The 23,511-nt window shown below is 56.0% G+C and carries 18 protein-coding genes; 5 read left to right on the forward strand and 13 right to left on the reverse strand.

Annotated elements, in window-relative coordinates:
• Positions 1 to 287: 287 nt before the first annotated feature.
• The 7 genes from BUS06_RS02115 to BUS06_RS02145 all read right to left on the reverse strand — a co-directional run bounded on the left by BUS06_RS02115 (position 288) and on the right by BUS06_RS02145 (position 6,603).
• On the reverse strand, positions 288 to 1,082 hold the full coding sequence (locus BUS06_RS02115; protein ID WP_074262765.1) for an ABC transporter ATP-binding protein: 795 nt from the start codon (positions 1,080 to 1,082) through the stop codon (positions 288 to 290).
• 128 nt (positions 1,083 to 1,210) lie between these two features.
• Positions 1,211 to 1,948 (reverse strand): ABC transporter permease, encoded by a 738-nt coding sequence (locus BUS06_RS02120; protein ID WP_074262766.1) that lies wholly within the window; start codon positions 1,946 to 1,948, stop codon positions 1,211 to 1,213.
• Entirely contained in the window at positions 1,948 to 2,640 is a 693-nt protein-coding gene (locus tag BUS06_RS02125) for an ABC transporter permease (protein WP_074265866.1), read from the reverse strand. Before BUS06_RS02125 ends, BUS06_RS02120 begins: the two co-directional genes overlap by 1 nt.
• A 90-nt stretch (positions 2,641 to 2,730) precedes the next feature.
• Positions 2,731 to 3,915 (reverse strand): NAD(P)/FAD-dependent oxidoreductase, encoded by a 1,185-nt coding sequence (locus tag BUS06_RS02130; protein WP_074262767.1) that lies wholly within the window; start codon positions 3,913 to 3,915, stop codon positions 2,731 to 2,733.
• 2 nt (positions 3,916 to 3,917) lie between these two features.
• Positions 3,918 to 5,372 carry an FAD/NAD(P)-dependent oxidoreductase gene (locus BUS06_RS02135; protein ID WP_143787441.1) on the reverse strand — a complete coding sequence of 485 codons (1,455 nt, stop codon included), beginning with the start codon at positions 5,370 to 5,372 and terminating at the stop codon, positions 3,918 to 3,920.
• Complete coding sequence (locus BUS06_RS02140; RefSeq protein ID WP_217272794.1) at positions 5,369 to 5,671, reverse strand: (2Fe-2S)-binding protein; 303 nt, start codon at positions 5,669 to 5,671, stop codon at positions 5,369 to 5,371. Before BUS06_RS02140 ends, BUS06_RS02135 begins: the two co-directional genes overlap by 4 nt.
• 80 nt (positions 5,672 to 5,751) lie before the next feature.
• Complete coding sequence (locus BUS06_RS02145) at positions 5,752 to 6,603, reverse strand: transporter substrate-binding domain-containing protein (protein WP_074262768.1); 852 nt, start codon at positions 6,601 to 6,603, stop codon at positions 5,752 to 5,754.
• Positions 6,604 to 6,975: 372 nt separating this feature from the next.
• On the opposite strand from BUS06_RS02145, the gene BUS06_RS02150 reads away from it, so the two are divergent.
• Positions 6,976 to 7,854, forward strand: coding sequence for a LysR substrate-binding domain-containing protein (locus BUS06_RS02150; protein ID WP_074262769.1), 879 nt, complete (start codon positions 6,976 to 6,978; stop codon positions 7,852 to 7,854).
• A 1,031-nt stretch (positions 7,855 to 8,885) separates the two neighbouring features.
• A complete protein-coding gene (locus BUS06_RS02160; protein ID WP_074262771.1) occupies positions 8,886 to 9,986 on the forward strand; it encodes a hypothetical protein in 1,101 nt (366 codons plus the stop codon).
• Here BUS06_RS02160 and BUS06_RS02165 read toward each other — a convergent pair.
• From BUS06_RS02165 to BUS06_RS02190, 5 genes are all read right to left on the reverse strand, one after another.
• A complete protein-coding gene (locus BUS06_RS02165) occupies positions 9,983 to 10,321 on the reverse strand; it encodes a phosphotransferase enzyme family protein (RefSeq protein WP_074262772.1) in 339 nt (112 codons plus the stop codon). The genes BUS06_RS02160 and BUS06_RS02165 overlap by 4 nt on opposite strands.
• Complete coding sequence (locus tag BUS06_RS02170; protein ID WP_074262773.1) at positions 10,321 to 12,300, reverse strand: GmrSD restriction endonuclease domain-containing protein; 1,980 nt, start codon at positions 12,298 to 12,300, stop codon at positions 10,321 to 10,323. The genes BUS06_RS02165 and BUS06_RS02170 overlap by 1 nt, the downstream gene beginning before the upstream one ends.
• A 357-nt stretch (positions 12,301 to 12,657) precedes the next feature.
• A complete protein-coding gene (locus BUS06_RS02175; protein WP_167379361.1) occupies positions 12,658 to 15,435 on the reverse strand; it encodes a P-loop NTPase fold protein in 2,778 nt (925 codons plus the stop codon).
• A gap of 28 nt (positions 15,436 to 15,463) precedes the next feature.
• Positions 15,464 to 15,712 carry a hypothetical protein gene (locus BUS06_RS02180; RefSeq protein WP_074262775.1) on the reverse strand — a complete coding sequence of 83 codons (249 nt, stop codon included), beginning with the start codon at positions 15,710 to 15,712 and terminating at the stop codon, positions 15,464 to 15,466.
• A 316-nt stretch (positions 15,713 to 16,028) separates the two neighbouring features.
• Positions 16,029 to 16,343: a hypothetical protein gene (locus BUS06_RS02190; RefSeq protein WP_074262777.1), complete on the reverse strand. Its 315-nt coding sequence runs from the start codon at positions 16,341 to 16,343 to the stop codon at positions 16,029 to 16,031.
• An 88-nt stretch (positions 16,344 to 16,431) separates the two neighbouring features.
• On the opposite strand from BUS06_RS02190, the gene imuA reads away from it, so the two are divergent.
• The 3 genes from imuA (at position 16,432) to BUS06_RS02205 (ending at position 21,504) form a co-directional block, all read left to right on the forward strand.
• Entirely contained in the window at positions 16,432 to 17,139 is a 708-nt protein-coding gene (gene imuA, locus BUS06_RS02195) for a translesion DNA synthesis-associated protein ImuA (protein WP_074262778.1), read from the forward strand.
• A 76-nt stretch (positions 17,140 to 17,215) separates the two neighbouring features.
• Positions 17,216 to 20,365 carry an error-prone DNA polymerase gene (locus BUS06_RS02200; protein ID WP_074262779.1) on the forward strand — a complete coding sequence of 1,050 codons (3,150 nt, stop codon included), beginning with the start codon at positions 17,216 to 17,218 and terminating at the stop codon, positions 20,363 to 20,365.
• Positions 20,366 to 20,544: 179 nt separating this feature from the next.
• Positions 20,545 to 21,504: an SOS response-associated peptidase family protein gene (locus tag BUS06_RS02205; protein ID WP_074262780.1), complete on the forward strand. Its 960-nt coding sequence runs from the start codon at positions 20,545 to 20,547 to the stop codon at positions 21,502 to 21,504.
• A 73-nt stretch (positions 21,505 to 21,577) separates the two neighbouring features.
• Here the strand turns inward: BUS06_RS02205 and BUS06_RS02210 are convergent, their stop codons facing one another.
• Positions 21,578 to 22,699, reverse strand: coding sequence for a hypothetical protein (locus BUS06_RS02210; RefSeq protein WP_074262781.1), 1,122 nt, complete (start codon positions 22,697 to 22,699; stop codon positions 21,578 to 21,580).
• Positions 22,700 to 23,511 lie beyond the last annotated feature (812 nt).

Consider the following 23,511-nt stretch of genomic DNA (forward strand, 5'->3'; position numbering starts at 1 on the left):
TCTTTCGGTTACGGCACCGACCCTTGCCAACAAAGAGTGCTTTCCATGGGCCGGCTACATTTGGTTCTGCCAGACCAAGACCATTCCAACGTCAGAATTGTTTGGCTACACCGTTGGTTCGTGTCTGCCGTGAGTTCTCTGCAACTAGAGTAAAGTTCAGCAAAATCGCAGGGTGCGTCGGAGCTAGAATTTGGTAGAGGCACCAGCAGGGTGACTGCTACCTGACCGGCCGGAGCTCCGCTCGGCGAGTCGGGCATCGCAACTCACCGGTCTGGAACGCCGGTTTCTTACTTGAGGCTACCAGACAGAAACTGCTTCAAGCGGTCGCTACGAGGAGCACCCAATACTTCGTCTGGAGAGCCTTCCTCCTCAGTGCGCCCCTGGTGCAGGAACATTACACGATTGGACACATTTCGCGCGAAACCCATCTCATGCGTAACCACAATCATCGTCCGACCTTCTTCGGCAAGTTTCTGCATCACTTTCAGAACCTCACCGACGAGTTCAGGGTCGAGCGCTGAAGTAGGCTCATCAAACAGCATGGCGTCAGGATTCATGGCAAGTGCGCGGGCAATGGCTACCCGCTGCTGCTGGCCACCCGACAAATGCGATGGATACTGTTGCTCGACGCGCGAAGGTAGACCGACTTTTTCGAGGAAAGTACGCGCGCGCTCCTCTGCCTCGCGACGCGACAACCCAAGGACGTGCATGGGTGCTTCGATGATGTTTTCGAGCACGTTCATATGTGCCCACAGGTTGAAATGCTGAAAGACCATCGCAAGTCTGGTTCGCATGCGCTGGAGTTGCTTCCGGTCCGCGACGTCAATATTTCCGACCGCGTCGACCTTAGTTTTGACCTCTTCGCCGTCGACAACAATTCGACCGCTGTTCGGCCGCTCCAGGAAGTTAATGCAACGCAAAAAGGTGCTCTTCCCGGAGCCACTTGCGCCGATGATGCTGATGACATCCCCTTTTTTAGCGTTCAGCGATACCCCTTTCAAAACCTCGTTTTCGCCGAAGCGCTTGTGGATGTCGTGAACCGCCAGCTTGACAGGATTGCTTTGAGACGTTTGGCGCAGCATAGTATTCCCTTTTCAATGCGTAGAATCTTCGAAGATGCCGGGCACTAGCCCCCGGGACATCACAGAAAGACGCTCAATCGCCCCGCCGCCATATAGCCGTTGCTAGCGTCGAAAGTAAGCGTCGGACGTTAGCTGGCTGACGCGCGTTTGACGTGTCCTTTTGCGTCCAATACTTCAACAGGCCTGCGCTGCAGGTGCGGGGAGAGGCGCTTCTCTACGTACTGCATCGCCCGCGTGATGACAAAGTTTATGAAGAGGTAGATGGCTCCAGCGCAGATAAAAATAGGAATTGCGTTATACGTCTCGGATATCAATTTGTAGGCGATGCCGGTGACCTCCATCAGCGTAATAATGCTCGCCAGGGACGTCGACTTAATCATCAGGATGACTTCGTTGCTGTATGCAGGCAGTGCCTGCCGCAACGCGACCGGGAAAACAATCCGCCGAAAGGTTTTGGGTCCCGACATCCCGCAAGCCCATGCTGCCTCAACCTGACCGTAGGGCACGGACAGGATGCCTCCGCGAATGATTACTGCGCCGTATGCCGCTGTGTTGAGCGAGAGCGCGAGGATTGCACACCAGAAAGGTTCTCTCAGATACGCCCAAAGGAAGCTATGTCGGACGAACGCAAGTTGTCCAAGCCCGTAGTAAATGAGGAACAGTTGCACGAGAAGCGGCGTGCCCCGGAACGCGAATACGTAAGCTCTTACCAAAAGGACGAGTGGCTTGGGCCCATAAAGCTGCAACGTTGCGAGGATTACTGCCAGCACCGCGCCCGCGCTCACCGAGATGGCCGCGAGTTCAAGCGTTTTCGGAACTCCGGATAGCAAGCTGAGGAGCGTGTCTGCAACAAATTGAAAGTTCATCACGCTCTCCTTACCCCACGGAATGCGTGTGCTTCCACGCGTCTGAAACCCCAGGAGGTCACAGAGGAAATTGCGAGGTAAAGCAAAGCGGCCGTCGCATAAAAATAGAATGGCTGATGTGTCGAACCACTCCCCACGGCCGACTGACGCATCAACTCGACCAAGCCAATGACGGAGATGAGGGCCGACTCTTTCAACACCAACTGCCAGACGTTCTCCATTCCGGGAATGGCGTATCGAACTAGTTGAGGAGCAATAATGCGGCGCAAAAGCAGTGAGCTGCTCATGCCGTATGCGCGACCGGCTTCCATCTGGCCTGAATGAATGGCGAGAAATGCGCCCCGCAGTACCTCCGACTGGTAAGCACCAGATACACAACCAATCGCGAGCGCACCGGTTGCGAAGGTCGGCGCGGAGACGAATCCCTGGCTGCCAAACATCGCCGCAAAGTGGCTCAAAACTGAACTTCCGCCAAAGTACAACAGGTAGATGACGAGCAGGTCGGGAACACCCCGCAACACGGTAGCATAGGCGTCGGCGAGCAGGCGCGCCGATGCATATTTCGACAGTCGCGCCCAGCATACTGCCGAGCCGAACATCAGTCCGACAAGAAATCCGCTGGCGGCAACAGCAACGCTCATTAGCGCCGCCGAGAGCATCAACGCACCCCAGCCTTCGGGGCTGAAGCCCATGAGGGCTATATATTCAGTTCCAAACACGACGTGTCTCCTTCAAATCAAGCAGCGTGGCCTGGTCGAAAAATTGAGCGGCCGGCTTCGTTCCTAGTTTAAGTTTGAGTCCGTCGCTACAACCTCAGACGAAAAACGCGTGGGGCTGAATGCTTCTATAGAGAAGTCAGATTTCCCATCAACTATCAAATCGGCTAGGACCGAGCCGACGATAGGACCGAGCTGGAATCCATGACCAGAAAAGCCGAAAGCGTGCCAAATTCCAGCGGACGTTTTACTCGGCGCAATGACTGGAATGAGGTCGGGAGTCAGCGCCTCGATACCGCCCCAGGTCCGCACAATAGGCGCGTTGCGAAGCTGGGGGAAAAAATCGAGGACAGTGCTGGCGCTTTCCACCATACGGTCGGCAACCGTCACTGATGTCTCGTTGGGCATATCAACAATTGCCGGCACTCCGCCGCCAATTACAATCGTGCCCGACTCGGTTTGCTTGAACGACAACGTCCGGTCAATCCCAACCACAACCGTGTCAATAAACTTGGGCAACCGCGCAGTCACCATCAGCGTATAGCCAACGGGCTCGCACGGAATGTAGTCTCCGGCAAATCGTGCGAACTGGTCCGCCCAAGCTCCGCCGCAGTTGACGATTACATTCGCACGTCGCGGACCCGCGGATGTTTCCACGACCCAGTTGCTGCCTGACTGCTGTAGTCCTGTTGCGCAGACGCCTTCCTCGAATTCAGCTCCGAATTGCTCTGCGCGCAGGCGAAACGCCCGCGTTGTCCGGGCAGGATTCGCGTGGCCATCGCGTCGAGCGATGATTCCTCCGACAGCCATGTTTGACACACCAGGCAGCAGTCTACGGAGTTGCTCGCGGTCGAGTAGCTCTTCGAAATCGTAGCCAAGGCTACGCGTCTCGGCCACACGCTTCTCGCACCAAGCCATCTCCCCCGCGTCGCCGGCCACCCCAATTTGTCCGACGTCTCCGACGAAGTGGCAAATCGGGGCCAGTTCGGGACCAAGAAGCGATTCAAGGTCAAACCACCGGTCCATCGCTGCCATCGACAATGGAAGTTCAGCAACATCCCGCACTAGCCGACGGACGCCGCCAGCGTTGACGCCCGATGCGTGACGACCGACCGTGTTCTTTTCGATGACGAGTACTGAGAGGCCCTTCTTTGCGAGGTGCAATGCTGTGCAGCAGCCGTGAAGGCCGCCGCCAATCACAATCGCATCATAAGAAGGGCTTGTGGTCACATTCCGTATGCTTGATTTCATGCTTAAAGCTCACGACGAGACGGTTCACCCTTGGGCTTCAAATCTGGGTCTATGAAGGCGTTTCGGAGTTCGGCCCACGCTCCAAGCGACACCGGCTTCACAGGAATGCGCGGGCGGTACAGTCCCACCTGCTCCACTGTTCGGCCGGTCTCTTCGGCGATAATTCTTGTGACGGTCGTTCCGCACATGCGCCCTTGGCAGGGCCCCATTCCGCAACGCGTAAGAGACTTAATCTGATTAGGGTCTCTGAGACCCTCCTCAATGCTCTGACGCAGCGAAGATGCAGATATCTCTTCGCAACGACAAACGATGGTATCTCCCGAAGGAAGAGGCTTAACCAGCGACGGAGGGAATGCGGCGTCGAGAAATGGCCGGATGCGCGTGAACTCCTTAAGGAGCTTCTGGTCACGTCTTGCACTCGCGTCACGCTCGTGCACGGTAATCCGCCCAAGTCGACGAGCGGTGTCGAACGCTGCAAGACGGCCAAGCAGTACAGCAGCCTTCGCGCCGAAGATACGTTGTCCGTCGCCGGCAATAGCGATGCGTTCGAGGCTCGTTGCGCCCCATTCGTCAACGTCGGGTCTCCAGGCGAGCTGCGTTTTGTCCCAGAGATGGCGGCATCCCGTCGAGCGGCTCAACTGCACGTTCGGCACCACCCCATCATGCAGAAGAAGCACTGATGCCGGGATGCTTCGACGCTTCCCCTCTGCTACAAACGAGACTACTTCAAGCTTCTTTACGCCCTTCGCTTCGACCCCCGAAACGCCGTGATGGATTTCGACACCGGCCGCGCGTAAGCGACGCATCCAGGAAAGGCCTTTGATAATCTCCTGAAATTGGGTGAATGCACGGGGAAGCTGCATCAAGGCCTCAGCGCGCAACATCCGCGGAGTCGTAATCAGCACGGCCTTTAAGGGCACGCCTGCATCGAGCAGTTGAGCTGCGACGAGCAACGGTAAGGGTCCGCAACCAGCGATGACGGTGGCCTCGGCGGGCACCACCCCCGATGACTTCAGGAGCGTCTGCGCCGCACCGGCACCTAGGACGCCCGGCAGCGTCCATCCGGATACTGGCACAGGGCGCTCCATCGCACCCGTTGCTAAAATGACCTGGCGGCCGCGCAGCAACGAGGCCTCGCCCGCCTGAGTGATACCGACAGCGCCATCCGCGAGAACCTGCCAGACGGCCGACCCCGGTGCATAAGTCGCTCCACTTCGGCGAAAAGCCTCAACCTGGGCAAGCCCGGAGCGAAAATCGGGTCCGAGAATTGGGCCGATGCGGTCGCCAGGAGTCGAGCGACGTTCGACAGACCGATAAATCTGGCCGCCTGGTGTTTCCTGCTCGTCGAGAAGCACTGTGTCGATTCCACGCTCCGCCGCAAGCGTCGCGGCAGCGAGGCCGGCCGGTCCTCCTCCGACAACTACGAGTTCACATTCAACGCGGTCGGCGATTCTCATAACAACTCCATTTCTCCTGGGCCGTCCTGATGCGTGACCTTCATTCCCGGCTTTGCAACAACAAGGCATGACTGGCAATTCGCGATGCCGTCAATCTCGACCAGGCAGTCGAAACAGTTGCCAATCATGCAGTGAGGCTGCCGCGGCGCCCCTGTGACGGGCGTCGTGCGAAAGCACTCGACTCCATGGGCTAAAAGCGCGGCCGCTACTGTGTCTCCTTCAGTGGCACTTACAAGCTCTCCCTCGAAGGTGAACTCAACCGCGTTCGCTGAAGGCTGTAATCTCGTGAACATTGCCATCTTCTAACTTGAAATTGCTCTTACTGCGTTTGAATAAAGGACCATCCAACGTCCTGCTGATGAAGCCTGACGTCCCGAAATCAGTTCGGCGGGGACAAGTCCAGGCCGAACCATTTCTGCATCAGCTTGCGGTTTGTGCCGTCGTCGTTCACGGACTTGATTGCCTTATCGAACATGTCTTTCAGTTGGACGTCGCCTTTCCGAAACGCGACATTCGTGGTGCCGCCACCTAGCACACCGCCAATGAATCGCGGCCCGACGAGCATTGCGTCTTTCATGTCCGGTTGACTTGCTGCCTTGTTGAGGACGGTGACGTTAGCCATCACCAAATCGACGCGGCCAGCTTCGAGGTCGAGGTTGTGCTGCTCTAACGTCTTATATTCGCGGACTTCGACAATGCTCTTCAGGTACTTGTCGACAAAGTTCGAAGCGGTACTTGCGCTTTGTACGCCCAGAACCTTCCCGGAGAGCAGCGGACGTAGTTTCTCGACCTCCGTCCTGGATGCCGCTTCGTCCTGACTAAGGTTAAAAACCTTATTAAGGTCGGGCATTGCAGCAAGCGGACTCGATTTCAGCGCCATAAATCCGTTGGGAGCCTGTGTGTACGGAACCGAGAATAAGACGACTTTTTCACGCGCTGGCGTTACACCCATGGACGCGACGATTGCATCGTATTTTCCTGCATTCAACCCGGGGATAATTCCGTCCCAGTCTTGAGCGACGATGTCACACTGAACCTTCATCCGATTGCAAAGTTCGTGGGTGAGGTCGATTTCATAACCACCCAATTTTCCGTCGGGACCCATGAAATTCCAGGGAGCGTATGCGCCTTCCGTAGCAACCGTAATCTTGTCCCAGGTTTTTTGGGCAGCCAAGGTCGGCTGCACGAACGCCATGCTGGTCAGGACAATTGCAAGAGTAAAAAATCGCATGGCAATAAAACTCCCAAATGATTGAGCCGTTCTTGGCTCCTGATTTTGAAAATCAACGCTATTTATGAAAGCGGTTAAGCCAGCAAAAATAAATAGTCGTATTTATGCAAAGTTATACATCGGACCAGTTACTTCATTTAAATAAAGACGTGCCAGGGAAATGGAGGCGCCTGCGACGCAGCTTCGTCCACACCGGGCTTTGTTACTCGGATGGAAAAGTGATACAACGCGGATTGCGTCAGAACCTTTTTTTCATGCCGTCCCCATGAGCGAATCTTCTAAAACCAATTTTTTCTCGTCCAATACTTTGTTTTTCAACGACTATAGGATTCACCTATACTCGGGAAACACTACAATCCTGCGGAGCATCCGATGAACTATCGTCAGCTGGAAGCTTTCCGTGCGTTGATGGAGACCGGGACGGTGACTGCGGCAAGCCAGATGTTGTCGATTTCGCAGCCGTCGTTGAGCACGCACATCGCCAATCTCGAACACGAGTTGCAACTCTCACTTTTTCATCGGCGTGGGGGACGGCTTATTCCGACCGCGGAAAGTCAGTTGTTGTTGGCGGAGGTGGACCACGTGGTGAAGGGCATGGCGCGCTTGCGCCGCCTTGCGACAGATATCCAGAGTTTGCAGTCGGGACGTGTAACCATAGCTGCCTATCCGGCCGTTGCAGCCATGTTGCCGGGCTTTGCCGTGGAGTTTGCAGGACAACATGACCGGGCAATCCTCGACCTTCAGGTTCACGACTCGCTTCGCAACGCGGAGTTGGCGGCCACAAGGCAGGTAGATGCGGGTCTCACCGCGATGCCGATAGGCGACCCGGCGGTCATCTGCGAACTGTTGAGCCGAGTCGATTCAGTGTGTGTAGTGCCGAAGGGGCATAAACTTGCCGCAGCCGAAAGCGTAACGCCTCAGGACCTGCGTGGTGAGCCCTTCATCGCTCTCGGCCGTGAAGATGGCTCTCGGCAGGCTGTCGAGCGAGTTCTTGGCCAGTACGGAATCGACTTGAATGTACGGTTCGAAACAACTCGCTCCGAAACCGCATGCGGCCTTGTCGAGGCTGGCGGCGGTATCGCAATCATCGACCCATACTGTGCAAACGCATGGGCCGACCGGGTTGTCATTCGTCCGTTTGAAGCGGAAGTTCCAAACGACGTGTATGTCGTTCGAAGCCGTCAGGAAGAGCCTTCGCTGCTGCTTCAAGCCTTCCTTGACGACCTTCGAGCCAAGCTAACTCCCGCATAAACGAGAAATGTTACGGTCTCGGTTGGTCGAACCTTTGTTGTTCCTGAGCGTCCCACCTTTTCCGAACCAGACGGAGGCAGAATGGGAAAAATCAGGAAAGGAACCCGGGTGCGACTGAGCGACGAGCGGCTTGGTGAACTGGACGACCGGTCTGCGACCTTGTATGTAGGTAGGGTCGGCGAGGTTGTGTCTTCCTCGAAGGCCACCGGTCTTCTCACCGTGGAATTCCCTCGGGACGATGAGCGGAGGCCAACGATGCTCACCGATGTCCCCCCTCAATTTCTCGTGAAAACCGACCCTTAGCTTTTTGCCTCGTCAAAGGACGATGTTGTTTGCACGGTGTTCTTGCAGACACCGTCCAGCTCATCTTGAGTAGGCAGATTACATGAAGGCCTGTGCGTCTCAGGCATAGAACTAAAAAGGCCCCTCAGACTTCGTCCGGGAAGAAAATCACGTTCGCTGAATGTGGTCGGTGCCGTTAGGTCAACGGTGTAGCGCACGAAACGGATGCGGTGCCGAAAGTGATATCTATGTCGTGCTCATGGTGAGCATGGTCAACTTCTGGCCGTTCATCTCCTCAACGACGCGTCGGACGGCCACGATATTGGCCTCTGAGTTTTGAGTTGTGAGTTCTGAAACCGAACATTTCACTGCGGACGGGATTTCCGAGAAGGCACTGGACGGGGTAGGTGTTTCAAATCACACGCCTCGTTACACACAAACACACTGGTAATCTGCACTCCAAATATATTGCCTTCACTACTGACAAGTGAGGCACGTATGAAGCGAATCTTTGCGCTGATGCTGATGGCTGTATGTCTCGGAACCGCGTTGAGCGGCTGCATCGTTGTACCTGTAGGCGGCGGCTACTATCACCACTATTAGCCTACCGAGTATGCCTGTCGGTGGATGCTGTAGACCCGTGTGACGTCAACGTTACATCCCTGACATCCGTGGTTGAGCGTACAGAGGACTCGGACGTCAGCGGGTAATGTGCAGCTACACCGACGACATATTCGGCGAGGAACCAGATGACAAGCATATACCTGGCGGATGACGGGAAGCTGGTCCGCTTTGACCGCAAACCATACGGACAGGAGAGGCAGTTGCAGGACCTCCTTTCGACTTTCCCCGAGTTGCTCGCTGACGGCTTGCCTGGCCCAAATAACGGTGGCCGAAGCAAGTGGCTGCGCGTAAAAGACGAGTTTCCGTTAAGCGACGGCAACGGTAGCTCCCTCAGTGTTGACCATCTGTTCCTCGACCAAGAAGGCATTCCCACCCTCGTTGAAGACAAACGCTCGGCCAATTCCGAAAACAGGCGACAGGTAGTGGCCCAAATGCTGGATTACGCGTCACTCATGGTCAGTTGTAGCGTCCGCGACATCCAGAGCCAATTCCGAGCTTACCGTCCAACAGAAGCGGATACGCTGCTATCTGAGTTTCTGGGGGAGCAGGATGCAGACAACTTCTGGAAGACCGTTCAGACCAATCTCGAAGCTGGTCGGGTGCGACTAGTGTTCGTTGCCGACGAGATTCCCGCAACATTACGTCGACTCATCGAGTTTCTCAATGAGCGGCTTGACGTCGAAGAAGTGGTTGGTATCGAGATACAGCGACTGGAGAGCAGCGGGCGCGAAGCATTTGCCCCAACTGTCATAGGTCGCACGGCGCGAGCGGAAACCCGCAAGTCTTCCGAAACCGGCAAGGGGGTGTCGCGCACAGTCGATGACTTCTTCGAATTGGTCCAGAAGAGGGAAAAGTTCACGAAGGGCGGAATCAGCAAAGGGGAATACAAGACGGCAATGCTCGCCAACCTTGAACGGTTTCGCGATTGGGGCAAACAAAATGACCTGGAATTCGCTGTCGGCACGTCCTCAGGAGACAATCCCCGCTGCACATTGTGTCGTGCCGGCGCCCAGCCGCTTGTCGGGGTGCACGTCGACGGTGGTCTGTACGTATTCAGCAAGAGGTTAAAGACCGACGCCGCTGCACTTGAAGATTTCGGCAAGCGCCTTCAATCGGAAATTGGCATACCCCCGCCGCTCAATCTCAATTGCGAACTCTGCAAATTGTTCGAGCTGTCGCCGGAGGCCTTGGGTAAGTTGTTGACGTTGCTGTACGAAGACGCTTAGCTATCGCACATCAACCAGAAGTGACGGATTGCAACGAACGTCATGACTGCCTCGAAATCGACTGAAGGGAGCGACTCAACGCTGCGATAGCCGCTCACGAAATTTCCCCACTTGGCTTCGACTTTTTCATCCGGTTTTTCTAGCTGCCTTCCTAGAAAGTTGGCCCAGAGATAAACGGCTAGGTCGTAAGCAAGGTACCCGGGACCGCCATCGTCGAAGTCGAAAAATGAAGCCACTCGCGCATCCTCCGGCCCGTCGCTCATTAGCGTGTTTCCTCCATGGCAATCGCCGTGACATGCGACCGGTGTGAGGTCATTGAGTGTTGCTAGGCCCATCAACCCTTGTCTGTGCGCAGGCAGTCCTTGTACTTGATATCCCAATCGGCAAAGCTAAAGCCCCAGCGCGCTTCGGCGAACTCCAGCAAAGTCACGCCTCGCCTGGTAACGGCATTCGGAGACCATACGCCAAAATTCTGAGCAACGTTGTTCTCGCTGTAGCTGCCCGTCGCGTACTTTTTCTTCTTTTCCGAGAATGGCCGATTGCTCAGCGACGCATTCACCTCGCAGGAAAGTAGCAGTAGGTTGCCCAGAGAATTCATCCACATCTGGCGCTTACGCTCCTGCCGACCATCGAACACGAAGCGGCTGGTCCATGACGGGTCCTTCGGTGTCTGAGGGTAGATATGCTCAATAGACTTAAACGAGGCGTCCTTCCAGCTGACTTTCGGAGGGTTCGAGGCACCCTGCAGCGACAGTTCGTACTCGAAAAGCACAACGCGCGTGAAGTCCCATTCGTAGAACCCTTTGTCACGGTCGAGCCGCCGCCTTGCGGTATCGCGGAAGTAAGCGAGGTCGAAATGGCCGTCCAAGTCATGGAAATAATCTTCCGGGAGGCTGTGGTTACGCACGTCGCCTCCGTCGTTATCATTTAACGCTCCAACAAACCGCGTTGCCAACTCCAACGCCGCCATGACGCTACTGCTGTCTCCGGGGACTGCATCTTTGGACAGACGATGTGCGTGCCTGTAGATGTCCGCCTTCCCGGTATGGGCCCGACGCTCGCTGATATAGAACACCATGAAAATGAAACGCTCGACCTGCTCTAGAAGTGGGCCCACCGGTGCGAAGCTGGCCTGCACCGTTTCAGGTTGCGAGACGACGAGCGGGTTGATGGCGGCCAGAGCCTGGAAAGCAGCAAGGACCAGCGGCTTGAAAGACCCCCAGCGAAGCCGCTCGATTCTGCCGAGCCAAAGGATGGTATCGGGCGGCAGAAATGGTGCGGGGTTGTGTATGTAATGCCAGAGCGTCGCCGCTTGGCCGAGACTGCGGATGTAGTGCCGGATATAGTCGGCGCCCAACTCGCCTGTCGCGACCTTGTGTACCGTAAAGACGTCATCGAAGAGCTTGACGTACATCGCGTCGGATTCCGACTTGTCATAGCCGAAGTACGCAATCCAGTGCGTCCTGAGGAACTCGTCATCGTCCAGTTGATGAGAGGGGTCGTTCCCAAGCCAGCGGTAGATTGATGACCACCATCTGTTAACTTCGGCACGAAGGTCAGGACCAAGCTTTGGGTCCGCACCCGGCTGTTGAGCCAGCACCGTACTGATGTAGATGAGCCTGTTTTTTAACAGCTCAAGCTGTGAGAGATGCTTCCCGCGATTGTTGATGGTCTCGAAAGCGACATGAATGTCGAACTGCGGGTCAACGTGGAAAACGTTGAAATGCAGCGAGTCGGAAAGCTTACGGGCAAAATTCAACTGGGGCGCTTCGTCGAGGGCGGCCATGCGCTGGAAGAAAAGCTCGTATGCCAGCCGAAGGTTTTCCGTGTACAGGGTGCGCTGAGCCGCCACGGCACTCATATATCGCGGGTCATCGAATATGCCGCCTACAAGGTAGGCGTGACTCGCGCCTTCCTCCATATAACCGAACTTGTAATTGCGAACGCCGCTTTCCGATTCCTCAAAATGAAACAGCGCCTGGACGTTAGCGCGGAAGATGCGAATTTCGACGGAATCTGAATCAACGGTCGCATCAACAAACGCCCTGAGTGCAACCACCGCGCTGGTGAGACGCTGCTGTCCGTCGACAACCAGATAGTTACCAGGCCCATCTGCCGAAGACTGCATATCAAGAATGAGCTGGCCACCGTAGTGCCGGGCATTGTCTCCGAGCAGTTCGATATCCTTCCAGAAGTCATCGCACTGCTCCTTTCCCCAGGCATAGCCTCGCTGGTAGTCAGGTATGCGGAACGATGAACCCGTGAACAACTCTGAAAGCGTCTTGAGACCACTTTGCGCTGCTGGCATCTTCATCTATTCCTATATTCTTGTCACCCGGTACGAGGCTCTGCCAGCAGCCAACGTCTATCGTTGATGCAAAACAAGCTGACAAACTCTTTACAGCACCAAATGGCTTGCGTGGTAACCTTCTGTTAACGGCACTCAAGTGTGATTCTTGAGCGCGCTAAATCGCTGCACGATAAATGCAAACGAGGAGGACGTGAAGCCGAGAAACAACAATACACATCCGAAAAGTCTTGCCATTCAATACTGCTATATTCAGCGAGCTATCGGCGGCCAGCAAACGGCTCGTCCCTATAAGCCCACTTAGCCGCGTCGAAGCAACCGTCCGCGACGAGACGTTTCCTGAGTCGTGCTTAAACGATACAACTATGAAACATCCGGCACAGGCTGAAAAGAAGACGGGAGCGCCTCAAGGTACGCCTTTCGCAGGTCTGGCACCGGTATGTATCTAACGGCAAATTCATTTGCGTCCAGCACACCAGAGGTCAACATTTCGATGAAGCGTTTGTCCGATGCGAGTCCTATAACGAGCTGTTTTCCCAAGGCCGCATAGGCCGTATTGCCGACCAAATCAGGCAGCAAGTCAAACCGCTGCAGACCAGACAGCACGTCACAGTACGCCGACACATCCGATGGCGCTCGAACTGCGTTACCTTGCATGGTTTGAACATAGGCCTGCTGACCCGACATCGCGGTACTGCTTATCTTGCCAGGCGTCATCGGCTCCTTTTCCAGACCAAGATAAGCCGCTATGCAGAAGACAAATTTGCAAGCGAGTTGATTCTGGCTCTGCGCGGCGGCGATATAGGAAAAGAGGCTTGTGTTTCTAGTGAGAGTTCTAAGCGGCGGGAATGCGTGGTCAGGAAAATCGCTAATCATCACGGAAATTGCAGACGCGGCGACGTCAATCGTCGGTGGCTGAATGGTCGGATTACCGTTTGCGATAAGTGAGATTTTCTGCGCGACTGATGACATGAACGCTTTAACGACTGGTTCACCGTTGTCATTCGCAAGTTGCTTAAGGAGAGCCCGAGCCGCGTCCGAGACGAGGTATTGGTCCAGTCCACTGGTCACCCACTCAATAAGTGTCTCAACACTTTGTTCAGATGAGCATGCCTGAAGCGCCCAAGTTTGGTCGCTCTTCTGGAGGCATTGCACCACCTCGGCCCACTGCGTCGGCGAGACCGGAAGCGTGAACTTGAATCCAGTCTGTTCGATGTATTCGCGTATGTTCTTTCTTGCAAGCAACAAGGTGAAATTGTCTTTCCACCTTTCCCAGATGGTGCCATACCCATTGCCATCTTGCTCACTCGACGCTTTCATCCCCGCCAGCAACTTCACCACCACGCTTGCTGACCTGGCATCATTTGCGACAATGGAGAGGAATGCATCAATTCCTGAGACGAGATTATCGTTCCTTAAATGGAGCGATGACGTCTCCGAAAGCGTCTGACAGGCGGCCTCAACCAGATGCCGCCGCAGGCTCGCCGGAATAAGAAGCGGTTCGGAGCTGTCGGCATTCTCTTCTTTGCACAGTGGAGCCAAGGCGCACAGAAATTGAAACAATCTCTCTTGCTGCGACCCAAGCTTTTTCAGGTCGCTCCGGACGTACTTGTCCAGAACATATCGCCCACTTGGCGTACGCTTTAGCAATTCTCGTAATTGTTTGCTATCGCCAGCATCCAGTGCTTTTTCAATCTCTGGACTGATGGTGAGGTATGACGCGTCATCTAGGCTTGATGCCCGATAGTGCAGCATAGCGAACACATCATTGAGCCTCTCTATGGGCAAAATTCGCGCTACGACCTCTGGAGGTTGACATGAGCTGACGTCGAGTTTAGGGGCACACAGTTCGTAGGCCGCAAGACAGGATAGTGGAACTGCATCGTCCCACTCAACTTTGGCCGCGACGAGCCTGTTTACAAAAGTGACAATCGCTCGAGGTGTCATTCGTCCGGGAGGTGGAATCTCCTCATACAACCTGAGAATCTCGTCGTGGTCCCCAGTATCATCTTTCCCAAACACTTTTTCCAAAAGTTCTGCCAGGTAGTTTTTCCATGAGTGAAGGAGTGGCGGTGGGACCGTGAAGCTCACTTGAAAAATCTTGTCAAAATTTGAAAGTCCTGAGTCTGCGACAGCTCGACGGTTTCCGTCGCTCTCTGAAGTTCGAGAACTCGCTAATGGCACAACCACCCACAGTCTCTTGAACCACGGCTCTGCGGCGAAGCTTGGGTTATCAAGAAAGGACCGGAGCAGTGTCCATATATCCGACGCTTCCTTTTCGTCGATGCGGTCTAGGTTGTCGACCACAATCACTAAACGGCGCGATTCCTTTTTAAGGACCTCACCCAGCAGCGTACCGAAGGCCCCTTGGAATTCAATGGAGGTTGGTTCCGCTTCCTCTATCGTTTCCGTCGTTTCAGCATTGGCGGCCCGCTTCACGACAATGTTGAGCATCCGGCCGGATGAAAAATAAAAGAAACCAGTCAAGACGAGCCATGCAGCGCCAGCAAATGAAAGCCTGGCTCCAGCATCCCAATCCCGAAGCGCATCACTCAAAGCGCCGAATGCGGTTGGTGCAACGATACCAAGCGCAATTAGCCCTCCGAGAATGAGTTTCGAAACGTCGTCGAAGTTAGGGTGGACTGTCTTGCTCGACACCTTTAGCCGCTTGCTCAGTTTGGCCAACTCACGTTCCCACCTTCCGCCCTTTGCTAGATTGTTGGTGAAATCAATCCACTTCGCACCCGACAACTTCATCAGCAATGAAGTCATGAAGGCGCGTCGAAGCGGGTCGCCGACATGCACCCACGCGTCGTATTGAAATACTAAGGTCGAGTATTCCTCCGCTGGTCGAGTTGCATGTTCCCCGGTCTCCAGTCGCTCAAGCAATTTCGTGAGCATTCCCACGACCGTAGACTTGCCACTGCCCCAAAATCCGTCGAGCTTGATGCTCTTTCCGCCGTCTGAGGTGAGGATGAGTTTGGTAATCGATTCTGCTAGTTGTTTATGTGCACCGCCAAGACGGTCGTCAAGATGCGGTACGTCCGGCAACAGCTTTGGATTGGCTTTGGAGGGCATCATTTTATGAGATGACACAAATGTAGTTCGAACCTGCGCACTACCCAGCAAGCCGTTGCTCATTGTAACGACGCGAACAGGTTGCAGCGGACTATGGGGCGGGTCTGACGACCGCGAAAGAATATCCGTGGTTGTCGACCCAAGCACGTGCCCAGTCCAGTCCAGCGAACTGCGCCTCGTCTTCTGTATCAAATGCGCCGAGCACACCGGAAGCTTCGACCATCTTCGTCTCATGAATGATGGTTCCACTTGCAGCGTATCGCTCAGGCAGCAGGATGTCCTCCTGCTGCCTTATGGCGTGGCCGAAAAGTCGGTACCCTTTGTAGATTCCTGATTCCATTAACGCGTGACCTCAGCAGCCGTGTTGCGAGAATCAACCCGAAGCACATTTCCCTCGGGCGTTATCTGGCGCGGAATGTCAGAGAAGTCAGGCGCGTTGCCCGGCTTCAATGCGAGCTTTGGCGCCGGCGTACGATGAACCCGCGCCTTCGCGATATCTTGTACACCACCTGAATGCTTTGCCGACCTGTGTGCGGTCGCCGGGTGCTTAAGCGAAGCGCCCCTTGCTTCCGGTGGATTCCAGATTTCCTTGTACTCCTGAGTTGCAAATGCGGAGGACGTGCAGCCGAGCAGCAACAAAACACATCCAGAACATCTCACCGTTCCTTCTCCCTGTTGCCTCGCTTTAACGATTCACTGCACCGGACGCCCAGACCGACGCATTCGCCGTTGCAACCAGAGCAGTAATGTCGGTCGCGAACAGCGTCATCGACCTGCCAGACCGTGCCGCTCGCCGGCATTGCTGTCCCTACGGCATGGCCATTTTCGCATGCGAAAAAGACAGGCTCACCGTTTTTCCCACGCCTCACCGCGTCGTCAATGGCCTCGTCGCCGAAGGCTGAGCGTAGTTTTGCCATGAAGGCGGCCAGCTCAGGCATCGGATGGCCGGCCTTTCGAACGCGTGCATCCATGAGTCAGCCCCCGATTAAAAGTGCCAGTTCGTTGTCGCAAGATTGCGTGTACGATACTGTATAAATATACAGGTTTTTTTACTTCTCCATGTCCACCGCTACCGTCCCCGCCGAGGAGATTCACCCGTCTCTGTGGCGAGCGTCCCAGCTCGCGCGCGGGCGTGGGCGGTTTCTGGAAACCGGGTATCCCGCGCTATCGGCGGAGCTGCCTGGTGGCGGATGGCCCGTAGGGGCGCTGGTCGACCTGCTGGTCCAGCAAGCCGGTACGGGTGAATTGCGGTTGCTGCAGCCAGGGCTCTGCAAGGCCGGTATCCGTCCGGTCGCATTTGTGCAGCCACCCCATGCCCTCAACGGACTGGGGCTGCGCCACATCGGCCTTCCTGTCGAGCGGGTGTTTCGCGTGGATGCGGCGAAGACGGGAGACGCGTTGTGGTCGGTTGAGCAGATTCTCCGCGCAGGCAGTTGCGCCGCGGTGGTTTTCTGGACGGAGTACGCGAAAGCGTCATCGCTCAGACGACTGCACCTGGCCGCGCAGTCGTCTGAAACGCTTTTCGTGATGGTCGGGCCGCTCGCCACCGCGCAGGATTCGTCGCCAGCGCTCCTGCGATTGACATTAAGACCATCAGCCGACGGCCTGAGCGTCGATATTGTGAAGCGACAAGGGCCGACCAGCGCAGCGCCTCTATCGATTTCCCTTCAACCCAGTCCAGTTCTGTTTTCCCGACATGCGCGCCTTCCTCGCCGTTCACCTGCCGACGTTGCCTCTCGCGATATCGCGACCGATACGCTCGTGTGAGCTGGCAGATGGAAGCGGTGTACCGGGGGAAGAGAAGTGGAGCGGATTCCTTCATGGCCTGTCGGGATGACACGCCATGGACGCAACCTTCACCACTCTGCCGGCGTATGCCGAGCTGTTCTGCCTCTCAAATTTCTCATTCCTGCATGGTGCTTCGCACGCGGAGGAGCTGGCCCAACGTGCGGCGCAATTGGGCTACTCGGGTCTGGCGATAACGGACGAATGCTCCCTTGCGGGAATCGTGCGGGCGCACGTCGCCGCGAAGGAGGCCAACCTTCCTTTCGTCGTCGGCTCGTACTTCCGGCTCGTCAATGCTGACGGCTCGCCAGCGTTCGGTCTCATCCTCCTCGCCCAGAACCGTGAGGGATACGGAAACCTTTCCGAACTCATTACGCTTGCCCGCACGCGCGGACCGAAAGGCACGTACCGGCTCACACCTCATGACCTGTCGCGGCCGGAACCGGAGAGCAGCCACCTTCGCGGCGTGCCGGACTGTCTCGCGATACTGATACCGCATTTCCCGGCGAAGGAGGACGTGCTCGACGTCCAGCTCGAGTGGCTCGAACAGACATTTCCCGGTCGCGCATGGTGCGGCCTTGTGCTGCATCAACGCGCGATGGACGATATTCACCGGGGAGCCGTCGAATACATCGCCGACTGCCGGGGCATTCCGGTCGTCGCGCTCGGCCAGGTGGTGATGCATGTGCGCTCGCGCAAACCGTTGCAGGACACGATGACCGCCATCCGTGTGGGCAGGCCGGTGCAGGAGTGTGGCTACGACCTCTCCCCCAACGCGGAGCAGCACCTGCGTCCCCGCCTGCGTCTCGCGAACCTGTATCCGGAATACGCGCTCGCAGAGACAACGAACATCCTGTCGCGTTGCACGTTCTCGCTCGACGAGCTCCGCTATGAGTACCCGGACGAACTGGTTCCCAAGGGCATCACGCCGACCGCCTACCTGCGGCAGGAGACCTATATTGGCGCCCGCCGCCGGTTTCCATCCGGCATCCCATACGACGTGCTGGAACAGATTGAACACGAGCTCGAACTCATCAGGGAGCTCGAATACGAGCCGTACTTCCTGACGGTCTATGACATCGTCCGCTTTGCCCGTAGCCAGCACATCCTGTGTCAGGGCCGGGGCTCGGCCGCGAACTCGGCAGTCTGTTACTGCCTGGGTGTAACAGAAGTCGACCCAGCGCGAGGCAACATGCTCTTCGAGCGTTTTATCTCGAAGGAGCGCGGCGAGCCACCCGACATCGATGTCGACTTCGAACACCAGCGACGGGAAGAGGTAATTCAATACATCTACGGGAAATATGGTCGTGACCGTGCAGCGATAGCGGCAGCCGTGTCGACCTATCGTCCGCGCGGTGCCCTTCGCGAAACAGGCAAGGCGCTCGGCGTCGACCCGCAGATTGTCGATGCCGTGGCCAAGAGCCATCAATGGTTTGATAGCAAAGAGGACCTCCTCAACCGCTTTTCCGAGTCCGGTCTGAACCCGGAGACGCCACTGATTCAGCTGTGGGCATCGCTTGCGTCACAACTGCTCGGTTTCCCTCGCCATCTGTCCCAGCACTCAGGCGGCTTTGTCATCAGCCGTGGAAAGCTCACGCGCCTGGTGCCTGTTGAAAATGCTGCGATGGTGGACCGCAGCGTGATTCAGTGGGACAAGGACGACCTCGAGTCGCTGGGTTTGCTGAAAATCGATGTGCTTGCGCTTGGCATGCTCTCAGCAATTCGTCGCGCACTTGACCTCGTATCGGGCCAGCGAGGTGAACAATTTGAGATGCAGGACATACCGGCTGAAGACCCGGAAACGTACGAGATGATTTCGCGTGCGGACACCGTGGGCGTGTTCCAGATTGAGTCGCGGGCACAGATGAGCATGCTGCCGAGACTCCAGCCCCGCACGTTTTATGACCTCGTCATTGAGGTGGCGATTGTCCGCCCGGGACCCATCCAGGGTGGTGCCGTCCATCCCTATCTTCAGCGTCGCCAGGGATTCGAGCCTGTGAGCTACCCAAGCAAGGCCCTCGAGACGGCGCTGGGCCGCACGCTAGGGGTGCCCATTTTCCAGGAGCAGGTGATGCAGGTGGCAATGCTGGCCGCCGGCTTCACTGCGGGTGAAGCGGACCAGTTGCGGCGCGCGATGGCGGCCTGGAAGCGCAAGGGTGGTCTTGACAAATACTACGACCGAATCGTCAACGGGATGACCGAGCGCGGTTATGACAAGGCCTTCGCGGACGGTATCTTCCAGCAGATTCTCGGCTTTGGCGAATACGGGTTTCCAGAGAGTCATGCGGCCAGCTTTGCACTGCTGGTGTACGCGAGCAGCTGGCTGAAACGTCATGAGCCGGAAGCCTTTCTCGCGGCGATGCTGAACAGCCAGCCGATGGGGTTTTATTCGCCGTCGCAACTCGTTCAGGATGCCACGCGGCATGGTGTCCAGGTATTTCCCGTCGATGTCACGATAAGCGGCTGGGACTCGTCTCTTGAGCCGATAGACGGCGCCGAACGGCCGGCGGTTAGACTTGGCCTGTCCCTGCTGAAAGGGATGCGTGACGGTGCCGCAGAGCGTATCGAAAACTCACGCGCGATACGCCAATTCACGACCGTATCAGACCTCGCACGACGCGCCCAACTGGACCGTCACGACCTGCAGGTGCTCGCCGCGGCGAATGCACTCTCGTCGCTGGCTGGCAACCGGCGCGAAGCGCTGTGGCAGTCGGTCGCCGCGGTGCCGGACAAGGACATGCTGTCGGTAGCAAAAATAGAGGACGACACGCCGGAACTCGGCGCCCCCTCGGAAGCCGACGATATTGTCGGCGACTATCAGTCGATGGGTCTGACGCTTGGACGACATCCCCTCGCGCTTCTGCGGCCCCAGTTGCTCGAAAACCGGTTGATGCCTGCGTCCACCCTGCATACGTACCGGAACGGCCGGCTCGCGCGGGGATGCGGCATCGTTACCGTGCGACAGCGGCCCGAGACGGCGAAGGGTGTCATCTTTATCACCCTTGAAGACGAGACGGGAAACGTCAACGTCATCATCTGGCCCAAGGTGCTGGAGCGGCAGCGCAAGGAAGTGCTCGGCGCATCGTTGCTCGGTGTGCTGGGTCTATGGCAGTGCGAAGGCGAAGTACGGCACCTGGTCGCACAGCATCTTATCGATATGTCGTACCTCCTTGGCGAGCTGCCGTCAGTGAGCCGCAATTTCCATTGATGGTGTAGTTCTGGTCCACGACTGGCATCGGACGCGCGTCGCACCTTCAATCGACTCGTCTCAACATACGAATACACCCGGGTTCGCGGGCTCACAGTCGATGCACTAAGGTGGTCACCCGTAATTGGACCGACTATCCGAGAGAGTGGATTATCATGGGACGAAGACAGGAGGTTCATATGTGTTATTCGGCGCAGATTCTGGCTGACTATCGCAGGTTCGTACGGATGTTTGGTGCGACGATGAGCATCAAGGAATTCGCACGCCTCTTCTTCGAGCGGGCGGAGGGCAGCAAGGCGAAGATTCCGAAAGCGATGGAAGACGCGTTTTCCGAGCCGCAATCGGCCGACGAATTCGAGATTAAGGTTCTCATCGACAAATTCAACGCAGACCAGGTGACGAAGCTAGAGCAAGACCTGTTCAAGCAACGTGCACGACTCGCCGATGCAGAACGCGCACTTCAGACGAAGGTCACGAAGGCAGCAACTGAAAGCATGCGAATAGCCACCGGCAAAATCGCGTGGACCCGCGGCAAGCTTGACGACATACAGCGGACCGAACCCAAGGCGCACGATTCGCGCATTTTCCCAGGGCACTATGCGCTGGTCATGGTTATGGAAAATGGCCAACGCGTCATCAAACCCATGCGCTATCAGTGCCGCATTGCTGGCAAACCCGCCAATTACGACATCAAATTTCCTGGCACATACAATGCTCGTCGGGATAACCTCGAAGGCTTCTGGAAGCCGCTCTTCGGCCACTCGCACGGCATCCTTGTCGTCAACGCGTTTTACGAAAACGTCAGCCGCGCGAAGATGGAGGGCCGCGAGCTTGCTCCGGGTGGGAAGGATGAAAATGTCGTCCTCCAGTTCATTACGAATCCACCCCATGACATGCTGGTTGCCTGTTTGTGGTCACGCTGGTCGGCACCCAGTGAACCAGACCTGCTGTCTTTTGCGGCGATAACGGATGAGCCACCGGTCGAGGTTGCCGCCGCTGGACATGACCGGTGCATCATCCCCATTAAGCCGGAAAACGTTGACGCGTGGCTGAATCCTGATGCGTCGGACTTGGCGGCGCAGTATGCGATTCTTGATGACAAGGAGCGGCCGTACTACGAGCACCGACTAGCTGCGTGACAACGCCGAGTTGCACTGTTGCGGAATCGATATTGATGATTTACAACGTCCTCAAACGGTAGTTCTGCCGAGGTCATGGGCGAACAGGCTTTTCCTTGGGTCTAGCCTCATCGATTTGCTCATCTTCACTCTCTTTATCTTCGTCCGACTTAGATTTGGATTGGCTCTCATTTTCTGTGTCGACCGTAAAAACAGGCTTCCAAGCCGCATCGTCCACTGCTTCGAAAAATCTAAATTGCGAGCTCCAATCACTCCAAAACATACGGCGCGCCGCGGCGTCTCGAGGAAGTGCATAACCCAATTGCTGAGCAAGGGCGGGGAGATATAGGTCGAAAGCGCCTTTTACATATTCCCCCCATTGCTGAGCGGAAGCAACCGCACGACCATAGCAGAGGCGCGCAATAACTATTGATATAGCTGCATTTCTGAGGAGGAACAGCGTCAGGTGACTGGAGTCGGGAGTGTGGTTCATCCAGAGTATGATTGCGCGGCCGGTCGTGTAGAGGCCAACCGCACAAAATAAAAGAGTGGAACAAACCATAAAGTCGACTGTCGACCTCGCATCACCAATGAGTACTTGGTACTCCTTGGAGATTAAACACTGCAATCTAGGCCAGACAGAGATGCTGTCGACTCCATAGGCGTATGTTGGATAGGTCTCGAAAGCTCGGATGACATTTCCAAAGCGCGTTCCCAGCACGTCATTAGGGTTTTCTGGATATAGAGCCCAGCGACGCTCGTTAGCTTTCAAGTAGGCACCGTATGCTCGGCTGGCTTTTGTGCGCGCTTGCTTTGCTTGTGAACTCTCCAGACCAGAGGACCGAGCATTGTTGGCTTTAGCTTCTTCGTAGTCGTGCTTCTTGGACAGCAGGTCGGCTGCTCGACGAAGCGAAGCTCGAGAAGTGTTCTGCCCGTGTTTTGCCCACTTGGTCGTCCAAGGCCAATAGTAGCCCTCTAATAACCGATAAGCCTGAGTGTTTAGCGCCATCAATAGCACCGAGAATACCCACGCCGAGCCGATGATGACAGCAAGTCCACCAAATTCGGCTGTCCCTGAAAATGCATTTTGAAGCCACGTTAAAAAAATTCGTCTATCAGAATTTGCGAAGAGAAAGCCGAGGATTCCAAGCAGTGACGGAAGGAAAAAACCCATCACAAAGGGCTTGTCGAGAAGTTTAGCTAACCCAGAGTACATGGCGCTTTGCTACTTGTCATCGTCGGGAACCAGCGGCTCCTCGCCTGGCGGTGTCGGCTTTCTGGGTGGATGGAACGTAGATTCTCCCGGAAGGCCGGAACTGACGTTCGTTTCATTGTCAAACGTCGGCGGGTGCTTGGAAGGACGATACGTGCTTTCGCCTGGCAATCCACCCGTCGACGGTAGGCCCGATTCAGTCTCGGTCGAGTCTCTTGGTCTGGTCTCCTGACTTTTCACGGTATTTTTTATGGATGGTCCTACCAATCCCTGCGTTCGTAGGCTCGTTAGTACTTCAGACGGCAATTGAGACCATGCAGGAGCAGGCAAAGGACCATTCTTTTTCAGGAGCGCATCGGTAGTCCCACTGATTTGACGGAGCGCCGTGCGACTAAGTCCTTTTATCTTGACTAACTCCCATGAACTGACACCCAAAGCATAGATGGCAAGACGGCGTTCTTCGCTTTCTGAACCCAACAACTCACTTGAGTCGCTAAGCCTCTTTAGTTCATGTACGAGTTCCCTTGCAAGACCTGCAACCTCGCTGTTAGGGTGTCGGAGAAGCGCTTCAGCAGCAGTGCGGAGAAGATAAAGTCCGTCGAGTAGAGCATCCATCTTCGTCCTCCGCGCCTTTTACAGGCTACAGGTTTGCCTGATTCAAAAATGGTCGCCAAATTCCCCAACGCAAAATGCGAATTTTACGGGCACCTCATGTGCCAACAAAAATCAAAGGTGGGTGTGCGTTAATGCTTGGCCATCCAACGAGCATCGCATAATCATAGGTGAAAAAAATGGAAGCGACAGAAAGTCTGGGT

Origin of the sequence: Paraburkholderia phenazinium (assembly GCF_900141745.1) — a bacterium.
Lineage (GTDB): Bacteria > Pseudomonadota > Gammaproteobacteria > Burkholderiales > Burkholderiaceae > Paraburkholderia > Paraburkholderia phenazinium_B.